The organism is Streptomyces sp. TRM49041 (assembly GCF_008271805.1).
GTDB lineage: Bacteria > Actinomycetota > Actinomycetes > Streptomycetales > Streptomycetaceae > Streptomyces.
Genome location: NZ_VSRY01000168.1, coordinates 1 through 10,032 on the forward strand (window position 1 = coordinate 1; position 10,032 = coordinate 10,032).

Annotated in this window: 7 protein-coding genes and 2 pseudogenes; 3 read left to right on the forward strand and 6 right to left on the reverse strand. The window is 68.6% G+C overall.

Going from position 1 to position 10,032, the window contains the following annotated elements; all coding sequences use genetic code 11:
- Positions 1–10: 10 nt before the first annotated feature.
- The 3 genes and pseudogenes from FVS66_RS30715 to FVS66_RS30725 all read right to left on the reverse strand — a co-directional run.
- Positions 11–1,351 carry an IS630 family transposase gene (locus FVS66_RS30715; RefSeq protein WP_187645521.1) on the reverse strand — a complete coding sequence of 447 codons (1,341 nt, stop codon included), beginning with the start codon at positions 1,349–1,351 and terminating at the stop codon, positions 11–13.
- Positions 1,352–1,556: 205 nt separating this feature from the next.
- A pseudogene (locus tag FVS66_RS36355) lies at positions 1,557–2,605 on the reverse strand (IS1380 family transposase); the annotation flags it as partial.
- Between the two features lie 65 nt (positions 2,606–2,670).
- Positions 2,671–3,887 (reverse strand): annotated as a pseudogene (locus FVS66_RS30725) (IS3 family transposase); the annotation flags it as partial.
- Between the two features lie 380 nt (positions 3,888–4,267).
- Between FVS66_RS30725 and FVS66_RS30730 the strand changes: the two are divergent.
- A complete protein-coding gene (locus FVS66_RS30730) occupies positions 4,268–4,660 on the forward strand; it encodes a hypothetical protein (protein WP_149184529.1) in 393 nt (130 codons plus the stop codon).
- A gap of 172 nt (positions 4,661–4,832) precedes the next feature.
- Here FVS66_RS30730 and FVS66_RS30735 read toward each other — a convergent pair whose 3' ends face one another.
- Positions 4,833–6,209, reverse strand: a complete 1,377-nt coding sequence (locus FVS66_RS30735) for a DUF11 domain-containing protein (RefSeq protein ID WP_187645768.1) — start codon at positions 6,207–6,209, stop codon at positions 4,833–4,835.
- Positions 6,210–6,795: 586 nt separating this feature from the next.
- Here FVS66_RS30735 and FVS66_RS30740 point away from each other — a divergent pair.
- The gene (locus tag FVS66_RS30740) at positions 6,796–7,464 is read left to right on the forward strand and encodes a hypothetical protein (RefSeq protein ID WP_187645769.1); all 669 of its coding nucleotides are present in this window, start codon (positions 6,796–6,798) and stop codon (positions 7,462–7,464) included.
- A gap of 11 nt (positions 7,465–7,475) precedes the next feature.
- Here the strand turns inward: FVS66_RS30740 and FVS66_RS36360 are convergent, their stop codons facing one another.
- Positions 7,476–7,856, reverse strand: coding sequence for a hypothetical protein (locus FVS66_RS36360; RefSeq protein WP_262387300.1), 381 nt, complete (start codon positions 7,854–7,856; stop codon positions 7,476–7,478).
- A 34-nt stretch (positions 7,857–7,890) separates the two neighbouring features.
- Positions 7,891–8,856: a winged helix-turn-helix domain-containing protein gene (locus FVS66_RS30750; protein WP_149184532.1), complete on the reverse strand. Its 966-nt coding sequence runs from the start codon at positions 8,854–8,856 to the stop codon at positions 7,891–7,893.
- Between the two features lie 85 nt (positions 8,857–8,941).
- Between FVS66_RS30750 and FVS66_RS30755 the strand changes: the two genes are divergently transcribed.
- On the forward strand, positions 8,942–10,015 hold the full coding sequence (locus FVS66_RS30755; RefSeq protein WP_149181395.1) for an acetylhydrolase: 1,074 nt from the start codon (positions 8,942–8,944) through the stop codon (positions 10,013–10,015).
- Positions 10,016–10,032: the final 17 nt, after the last annotated feature.

The window sequence follows — 10,032 nt, forward strand, 5'->3', positions numbered from 1 at the left end:
TAAGTCTATTTCAGGTTTCAGTGGTTGGCGGGTTGATTTTCGTGAGGTAGTCGGCGAGGGAGTTCAGGATCTCGTCGGCGGTCTTGGTCCAGGTGAAGGGCCGGGGGTTCTCGTTCCATCCGTCGATCCAGGCCGTGATGTCTTGCTCCAGGGCCTTCACGGAGGTGTGCACGCCGCGGCGGATGAGCTTGTCCGTCAACAGGCCGAACCACCGCTCGACCTGGTTCATCCAGGAGGAGCCGGTGGGGGTGAAGTGGATGTGGAAACGCGGGTGTTTCCCCAGCCACGTCTTGATCTCGGCGGTGTTGTGGGTGGCGTAATTGTCACAGACCAGGTGGACGTCGAGGCCGGCGGGCACGACCTTGTCGATCCGAATCAGGAACTTCTTGAACTCGATGGCCCGGTGGCGGCGGTGCAGTGCTGATATGACGCTGCCGTCGGCGATGTTGAAGGCGGCGAACAGGCTGGTGATGCCGTGCCTGTAGTAGTCATGGGTGCGCCGCTCGGGCATGCCGGGCATCATCGGCAGAACCGGCTGGGACCGGTCCAGCGCCTGGATCTGGCTCTTCTCGTCCACGCACAGCACCACCGCTTTCTCGGGCGGGTTGTGGTATAGGCCGACGACGTCGACGACCTTCGCGACGAACTGCGGGTCGGTGGAGAGCTTGAACGCGTCCTGGAGATGGGGCTTGAGGTCGAACTTCTTCCAGATCCGCCCGATGGTGGACTTCGACAGCCCGGAGTGCTTCGCCATCGAGGCCCGCGACCAGTGGGTGTCCTTGCCCGGGGAGGACTCCAACGTCGCCGTGAGCACGTCCTCCACCTGGTTCAGCAGGATCGAGGGCGGCCTGCCGGGGCGGGCCTCGTCAATCAGCCCGTCCAGCCGCAACCGGATGAACCTTGACCGCCAGCGGTTCACCGTGCCCGGTGCGACGCCGAGTTCAGCGGCGATCTCCTTGTTGGTCCCGCCCTCCGCACATCGCAGCACGATCCTCGCCCGCAGCGCCAGGAACTGCGCGGTCTTCGCCCGCCGCGCCCAGCGCGTCAGCTCGGCACGCTCGGCCTCGCTGAGCACCAGCTCCGGCTTGCGCCGGCCCGGCCGAGGCTCGTCCACCAGGCCCGCCACCCGCCGGACCACGAACCGCGAGCGCCACTTACGCACCGTCTCCGTGGACACCCCGAAGTCCGCCGCCACAGCGGTGTTGGAACCACCCTCGGCACAGGCCAGGATGATCCGGGCCCGCTCCGCCACACGAGCCGACACCGCACCACCCACCGCCCAACGCGCCAACTCCGCCCGCTCCTCAGCAGACAACACGACTTCGACAGCACGAGGACCCCGAGACGCCATGAAAACAGCCCACAGACTTAATCTCGCCATTTCCGGCGCAGGACACTAGCCTCCCTGTTTCGCTTCGGGTGGCTGAGCTGGTCTCATCTCGGTGAAGCGGTGGTTTTGGTCGCCGGTCGGTGAGCGGGCATGGCCGGGGCCCAACGCGCTGGTCGGGTGCTCCGGGATTCCTCGGGTCGTGGGTGGGCAGGGACGGTGCCGCGGTTCAGGTGGCCGGCCGTGGCAGGGCTGTGAGGCGGGCGAATGCGCTGGTCAGCTCGTGCCGCCAGGGCCAGGATGCGGAGATTCGCAGGTGGAGGCGACGGCTTCCGCGGGTGATGCGGGCCGCGGCGTGCAGCAGCCGGTAGCGGAGCTTCTTCGGCTCGGCGGCGGCCAGTTCGCCCTCCAGTAGCAGTGTCTGGGTCCAGGCGAGCAGGTCGAGGGCGGTCAGGGACAGCTCCAGCCACGCTTCGTTGATGGCGAAGTGGCGGGAGGGGAAGCGGCCGAAGCCGGTGGTCTTGCCGCAGCGGATGCGGTCTTCGACGCGGGCGTGCGCGCGGTGGCGGACCTCCAAAATGCTGCAAGGAGCCTTCGCCGTAAGGGGTGTCTGTGAGGAAGACCTGGTGACGCATCCCCTCGTCAAGGTCGAACAAGGAAAGCTGGGCGCCGGGGTGCGGGCGCTCGCGACGCACGATGATGCGTGTGCCGTCCGGGTAACCGGCGAGGTCGACCATGCCGGTCAGCTCCGCGACCTGCGCCCCGGTTCGCAGGGAGCCGTCCTGCTCCAGCGCGGGGTGCCAGACGTGCTCGGGCAGAGCCCGGATCGCGCGGCGGACCGGCTCGGTGACGGGATGTCCGACCGAGAAGAAGGTACGGATCCCTCGGGAGAGCAGGGCGCGTACGTGGTGCAGGAATGCTTTGGCGCCTCCGGCGCTGTCGGTGCGGATGAGTAGATCGGTGCCGTGGCGGTGGGCGTCGGGGATCTGGGCCAGGGCCGCGTCCAGGACGGTGATGTGGTCGGCGGCGGTGTTGGCTCCGGCGTTGCCCGCCCTGAGCAGGCCGGCCAGGGCTTCACCGGTGTTCCAGGAAGCACAGGATCGGGTGGTAGCCGAAGCCGCGCTTGTAAGTGGCCGCTGCCTGCTCTTTCTCCGAGTGGCAGGTGACCAGGGTCGCGTCGATGTCCAGGATCAGGCCGGACAGGTCGCGCCCACCGGCCCGTGAAGCCGGTATCCCTGCCCGGGTCTCGTCGGCTTGCAGCCAGGCGACCTCCCGCGCGGCTGAACCGCCCCGGGTTCGTTAGAGATCTCAGCTTGTGGTTGTGACTGCGGTTTCGTGGTTGCTCGGTAGTAGTTTGCTTCGTACTCGACGGGCGGGACGTGGCCGTTCTCACCGTGGATTCGGCTGTGGTTGTACCAGTCGACCCATTCGGCGGTGGCCAGCTCGACGTGCGAGAGCGTCTTCCACGGTCGCCGGGGCTTGATCAGCTCCGTCTTGAACAGGCCGATCGTGGACTCCATCAGGGCATTGTCATACGCGTCGCCGACCGATCCGATCGAGGCGGCGATGCCAGCCTGGTCGAGGTGCTCGGCGAGCCGAAATGATGTGTACTGCGACCCCGCGTCGGAATGATGTATCAGCTCGCCCGGAGCGGGTGGCCGGCCGTCCCGCCCCCTTTGCCACAGCGCCATCTCCACTGCGTCCAGGACGAGTTGGGCGTGTTTGGTGGTGGCGGCCGCCCAGCCGACGATGCGCCGGGAGAAGATGTCCACGACGAAGGCGACGTAGACGACCCCCGACCAGGTGGCGACGTGCGTGAAGTCGGCCACCCAGGTGTGGTTCGGGGCCGGGGCGACGAAGTCACGGTCGAGTAGGTCCGGGGCCCGGGCGGCGGCCGGGTCCGGCATCGTGGTGATCACCTTCCTGCCTCGGACGGCACCGGCGAGTCCGAGCTCGCGCATCAGCCGCTCGATCGTGCACCGGGCCACCTCGTGGCCCTGACGGTTCAGCTGCCGCCAGATCTTCCTCGCTCCATAGACGCGGTAGTTGGCGTCGAAGACCGCCTTGATCAGGGGTTTGAGTTCCTCGTCCCGCTGGTTGCGGGGGGACGGTGCGGTCTGGCGTTTCCTGGCCGCGTAGTAGGTGGAGGGGGCGATGCTGATGCCGTGCCGGGCCAGCACGGTGCAGATCGGCTCGACGCCGCCGAAGCGGTCCCGGTGCCCGTCGATGAACGTTACGAGCGTGTGTGTGGCCGGTCGAGCTCGGCCGCGAAGAAAGCCGATGCCGCCTTGAGGATCTCGTTCGCCCGCTTCAGTTCGGCGATCTCCTTCTTCAGGGCCTTGATCTGCGCGGACTCCTCGGTGGTCGTCCCCGGCCGGGCGCCGGTGTCGATCTGGTCCTGGCGGATCCACTTGCGCAGCGTCTCTCGCGAGCCGATACCCAGCTTCGCGACGACAGCGTTGATCGCCGCCGACTCGGTCGGGTAGTCGCCGCGGATCTCCGCGACCATGCGGACCGCACGCTTACGCAGCTCGGGCGGGTACATCGAGGGTCGTGCCATGACTCTGATCCTTACACGGAATCGAGTCTCCACTCGACCCGGGGCGGTTCAACGTCGTACAGGCCAGGAGGTCCAACAGCGCGTCGGACGCATGCGCGGCGGCTTCCACGATGAGCCCGGCACCACCCTCGTTCATCGTCTTCAGCGGCTGACGCACCTCGCCCGTCTGCCAGTGCAGGACACCCATGAAGCCCACACCTACCTGCCGCTGTAGAACTCTTGGTTGTTCTTGTCGGTGTAGTACGCGCCACGGCATACGACGGTGCCCGTGCATCACGACTGCGTAACCGGTGAAGGAGCCGATCCCCGGGATCCGATTTATCCCTCCCGATACGGATAGCGTGCGCGTTCGAGCACACGCACATTCCCGAGGACTCCTGATGACGACGCCGCAGTCCCCTGCTCAGCCTGCCAGCGCACTTCCCCTGCCCGCCGAGCCCTCGGCCGATCCTTCGCCGACGGCGATCACCGTGAACATTGCCATCGTGCTCGGGCTGATCGTCGTGGTCATCGTGTCGGCTCTGGCCTTCCATGTCGCCCAAGGCCTTCAACGCCCGCCCGAGGTCGGGGACTGCGTGCACATGAGCCTTTCGCCCGGCGACTTCGAGGCCGAGGCCAAGGAGTGCTCCGAGGGCGGCCCCGACCTCTACAGGGTTGCCAAGGTCGTCGAAGGCACGCTTGACCCCAAGGAGTGCGCCGACGTCGGCCGGACCACCCTTGCGCGGGAGTGGGGTAACACCCAGGCCGTGCTGTGCATGAGCCTCGTCGAGTAACCCCAGCCATCGGGACGGATCGGACCGCCCTCGACGCCCGGCCTCTTCGGCGTTCCCGGCGGCGTTCCCGGCCGCCTACCGGGTCGTGGCCGACCACGATCCGGTAGGCCGGGGCGGGGTGAGACACGGCACCCACCACCCAAGAGACCAACATAAACCGGGCGTCAGTCGACTACGCCGAAGCCCTGACCAGGGCCCCCAGCTTGGAGATCGCCTCTTCGCTTGGGTTCCTCATGCCTTTACCCGACGTGTGCTCACCGGCCCGTTGTGCCCCGTGCTGCTTGCCCGGGTGGCATTTCTTGGGGTTCACGGTGGTGGTCGCGGTGGCGGTGTTGTTCTCCTGCGCCGGGTCGGGTTCCGCGGCGTGGGCCGTGGCGGTGTTGGAGATGGTGCCGGTGGCCGTGGGTTTGACGACGACGGTCACTGTGGCGCTCGCGCCCGGGGCGAGGGTGCCCATGGCGCAGGATGCGCTGGTGGTTGTGGGGGTGCAGGTGCCCTGGCTGGGTGTGGCGGACTGCAGTTGACCGGGTCCGGTGAGGGTGTCGGTCAGCGTGAGGCCGGTGGCGGGGGAGGCGGTGCTCGTGTTGGTCACCGTCACGGTATAGGAGATGCGATGGCCCAGCTTGACGGTGGTCGGCCCGGCCTTGGCGACGGACACGTCCACGCCGGCGGGGGCACCGCCGTCGCCCTGGTAGCGGGCGAGCGCGAAGTCCCAGCCGTTACCGCCGACGGCGATGATCTTCCCGTCGGCCTGCACCGCCACCCCGTAAGCCGCGGCGTCGCCGTCGAAGTCGGTGGTCACCTTGCCGCCGGTGCCGAAGGCGGTGTCCAGGCTGCCGTCGGAGTTGAAGCGCGCCAGCGCAAAATCGCGGTTGTCGTTCGGGCCGCCAAGGCCGGCAGCGACGATCTTGCCGTCGGTCTGCAGCGCCATCCCGAAAGCCGTGGCGCCGCCGTCAAAGTCGGTGGTCACCTTGCCGCCGGTGCCGAAGGCGGTGTCCAGGCTGCCGTCGATGTTGTAGCGGGCCAGCCCGAAGCCGCCTAGGCCACTGCCGACAGCGACGATCTTGCCGTCGGTCTGCAATGCCACCCCGAAAGCCACGGCGCCGCTGCTGAAGTCGGTGGTCACCTTGCCGCCGGTGCCGAAGGCGGTGTCCAGGCTGCCGTCGGTGTTGTAGCGGGCCAGCCCGAATTCGGTGGCGACGCCTGGGGCGCCACTGCCGACAACGACGATCTTGCCGTCGGTCTGCACCGCCACCCCGTGGGCTACGTCGTCGCCGGCCCAGGGGTTACCTGTGCCGTCGTCCTCGAAGTGGGTGGTTACCGTGCCGCCGGTGCCGAAGGTGGTGTCCAGGCTGCCGTCGGTGTTGTAGCGGGCCACCGCAAAATCGGAGTTGTGGGGCGAGAAGCTTCCGCCGACGGTGATGATCTTGCCGTCGGCCTGTACGGCCACCCCGAAAGCCACGTCGACGACGCCGCCGGTGATGTGGGTGGTCACCATCCCACCAGTGCCGAAAGTGGGATCCAGGTCGCCCGGGGCGGCCAGCGCCACTCCCGGGCACAACAGTACGAGCGCCGAGCTCAGGGCGGCCACCGCCCCAGCCCGGCTGCTCCTCGACCGCTGCCGGCCGCCGGCACGTCTGGTACGTCGTCTGAACGCGAAGAGCGGATCAGTAAAAACCCTGGACATGGACAATGCAAGCTGCCTTCCATGTTCGGCCGCCACGGCCACCGCAGCCAGCGGACATGCCAGTGACGGCATTTCTCACGGGTGCCTTGTGCACCCGCTCGGGGGACAGACACCTGCACGAGGACGGCGCGCCCGGGACGCTCGCATGCGCCTCCAGCTTCTGTCGTTTCGCAGCGGGGCGTGCACTCTGCCCCGCTGCCGTTCTCCCGCCACTGGCGGAGAGCGCCCGCACTCAACAAGAACCGGTGGCTCGGCTGGCCGGGCGGGAGCCGCGCCAGAGCCGGCCCTCGCATCCTCCGAACGGCCGAGGGGAAACGACTGGTGTGGAGTACCGCTGACCGGTTGCGGGAGCCTCCGGCTGGAGATCGCTTCCCGAGCGGCAGGTGATCGTTTCCCGGACTTGGAGGCGCCGCCGCTGATGTCAGTGGCAGGTAGTTGAATGAGGACCATGACCGTCCATGCGCTGGTGGCCTTGCTGCCCGACCCCGGTGTTCTGCTCGCCCGCTGTCGGGCACTGGCACTGCTCGATGCCATCCTCGACGCGGACGCTCCCACCCACTCGTTCGTCTCCGACTGGCGCGAAGGCGTCGACCTTGCATTCATGGACAACGGTTCTGGTGACCAGTACGCCGTCGTCTTCGATCCGGCCGGGGTATTCCTCTACGGGTTCGATCACGAGAGTGATGCCACTCCATGGCGAGAGTGGCCCCGCGCGCATTGGCCTGGCCTCCTCGACGGTCTGCCCCCGTCGCTCGCGCACTATCCGGCGGCACCGGAGTTCCAGTTCGACGGGTTCTTCGACGCGACGGTGTGCGTGTGGCGCGAGAAGGATGCTGAGGCATGGCAGTGCGGTCAGGTCAAGTTCAACGACGACGAGTCAGACGGGGGCGACTGGCTGTTCGACCTCCTCACTGACGGCAGCACGAAGGCGTACGTCAGCTTTGCCGAGGACTACTTTGAGCGGACCATCGACTGTGACGCCGTAGCGGCAATCCTGACCGGGGCGCCACTGAGCCACCAGACGGTGACCTCGTTGTCCTCCACGGCCGACTTCGAAGCCGTGGCTGTGCAGGCCCGCACGCTGGGCTACGCCGTCCAGGATCAGCCTGCACTCTGACCCCATGGAGATTACTCCCAGTCCGACACGCAACGGCTGGCGTCGGACCATTCGTCGCTGTTCCACATGACGGGCACGGCGCCGACGGGCTCGAACCTGATCTTCGGGTCGTTGCTCTGGACCAGGCAGATCAGACGGCGGCAAAGTACTGCTGCCTGGCGAGCCTGGTCGGCGATGATGTCCAGGACGACCTGCGCTGCCCTGGGGCAGGCTGTCGCGAAGTGGTCATAGTCAGTGTTGCGGGCCCGCGCCTTGGTCAGCCGCTTCGCGGCCGTCGCGCACCGCTGCCGGAGAGCGCGCAGGGCGATATCGCTGTCCTTGATCGCCTTGGCGAACTCGGCGTCGAACCACTCCTTGCCGACTTTCTCCGCGAGCGTGGTCAGATACTTCACCTGCGCAGCGTGGCCGGCTCCGTCTTGTGGCGAACTACGGCGGCCAAGCGCCCGCAACCAGGGTGCCGAGGGCCGTGCGCTGGTGGGTGACCGAGCGGCCTGTGCGGGTCGTCGTCGCCATGCCTGCCGATCTGAGCGCCGCCGCGTGGGACGAGGCCGTCGCATTGCTGACGTGGAGGGCGCGGGCCAGGGATGTCGTGGTGTGAGGCTCGGCGAGGAGGCGCAGGGCATCCAGCCGGGTGCGGCCCAGGACGGCGGCCAGGGTCTCGGCGGGGACGACCGGGCGCCCCGCGGTGGGAGGGAGCCCGGGACCGGCTGGGTACGTCAGGACCGCGGGATGGCCCGGGGTGTCGTGGAGAAGTGGGCCCGCCGGGTGGTGGAAGGTGGGCAGCAGAACCAGGCCGCGCCCGTTGAGGCAGACGTCGCGGTCCGGCGCTGCACTGGGCCATTCCCACACACCCTCGTGGAGTCGGCTGCCCGGGGCCAGGCCGGTCAACGTGGCGGCCACGCCGTGCTCGGCGACGGTCAGGGCGTAGCGGGTGAACTCCTCACGGTGCAGATCCTGTACGACGGACCAGACCGGGGCGAGGACCGTCTCGTACGCGGCCTGCTGGGCGCGGTGCATGGTGCGCCAGGCCGTCTCGTCGCCCGCGTGCAGGCCGCGGATCCAGCGAGGCGCGGGCATCGTCCCGTAGACCCGCTCCAGCTCGGAGCGGACGAGACCGGGGCTGGTGGCGCGGATCTGTTCGAAGCCGTCGGCCATGGTGTCGCCGATGACGTCGAGGAAGGAAGGCGGGCGGCCCGCTGGAACCAGGTCGGCGAGCGGGTTAGCTGCGGCCGGGAGGGAGCGCAGGACGCGTCCGCGCCACGGCGCGAACAGCGGCCCGCCACGCCGGGTCACGGCTGTCGTCAGGACGGCGTGCAGCTCTTGGAGCGGCGCCGGGCGGGGTGCGAAGCGGATTTGGGCGAAGTCCTGCGCGGTGAAGTGGATTCGCAGCACCCTCACAGCTCCTCGTCCTGGGCCAGCCTTTCGGCCAGGGCCTGAACCTTCGCACCGTGATGGCCCCCGCCCCAAGGATGTTCGTATGACTTCTCGACGCACTCTTTTGAAAGGCACCCTATTGGGGAGTGCCGCCGCCCTGCTGCCCACGGCTGCGTCCGCCTCCGGTGGCGGCCCGGTCCTCCGGCTGCCCGCGCCCGCCGGCCCGTACCCCGTAGGCATGCAGACGGTCCATCTGACGGACCCGTCCCGGACCGACCCATGGGTGGGCGGCGTGCGGGAGTTGATGCTGACCGTCCTGTACCCGGCCCGATCGGTACGCGGCTTCTCCCGGGCCCCGCAGCTCACCCCGGCCGAGGCCAGGGAGTTCGCCGAGTACGCGCCGCACGTTCATCCGGGACTGCCGGAGCCGGGAATGGTGGACTGGGGCGCGGTCCTCACCCACGGGTACATGGGCGCGCCGCCGCTGCCCGGGCGGCGGCCGGTGCTGGTGTACTCACCCGGCGGTGGTGACTCCCGCACGCTCGGCACAACCCTCGCCGAGGACCTGGCGAGTAACGGCCGAGTGGTCGTCCTCGTCGACCACCCCGGTGACGCTTCTCAGGTGGAGCTGCCCACCGGAATGCGGACGACCGTCCTGATCGGACCCCCGGACCCGGCGACCTTCCGCACGATGGTGGACACCCGGATCGCGGACCTCCGCCTGGTCCTGGACCGGCTCAGCGACCTACAGCTCGCACCGGCCATGGACACCTGCCGGATCGGGATGTACGGGCACTCCGCAGGCGGCACGGCGGCGGTGTACGCGGCCCGTGACGACCGCCGGGTCGGCGCGGTGGTGAACCTGGAGGGCTATCTCGACCTGTACCCGACGCTGGCCGGCTTCGATCAGCCGCTGCTGCTGTTCCGCTCCGACGGATTCGACGGCGCCGCCCGTATCGAGTCGTCCTGGGCGGGCCTTCCCGGCCGCAGCAGGCTGCTCCCCGACGCGAACCACTGGGCATTCACCGACTACGGCTCGCTCGTCCCTCGACTCCAGACTTCCGGTCTCGTGACAGCGACGGCGCGGACCGCGCTCGTCGGCACCGGCGACCCTGCGATGACACTCGCTGAGGTACGGCGCCGGGTAGGGACCTTCTTCGCCCGCCATCTCTCGTAACGGAACTACGAGGCGGC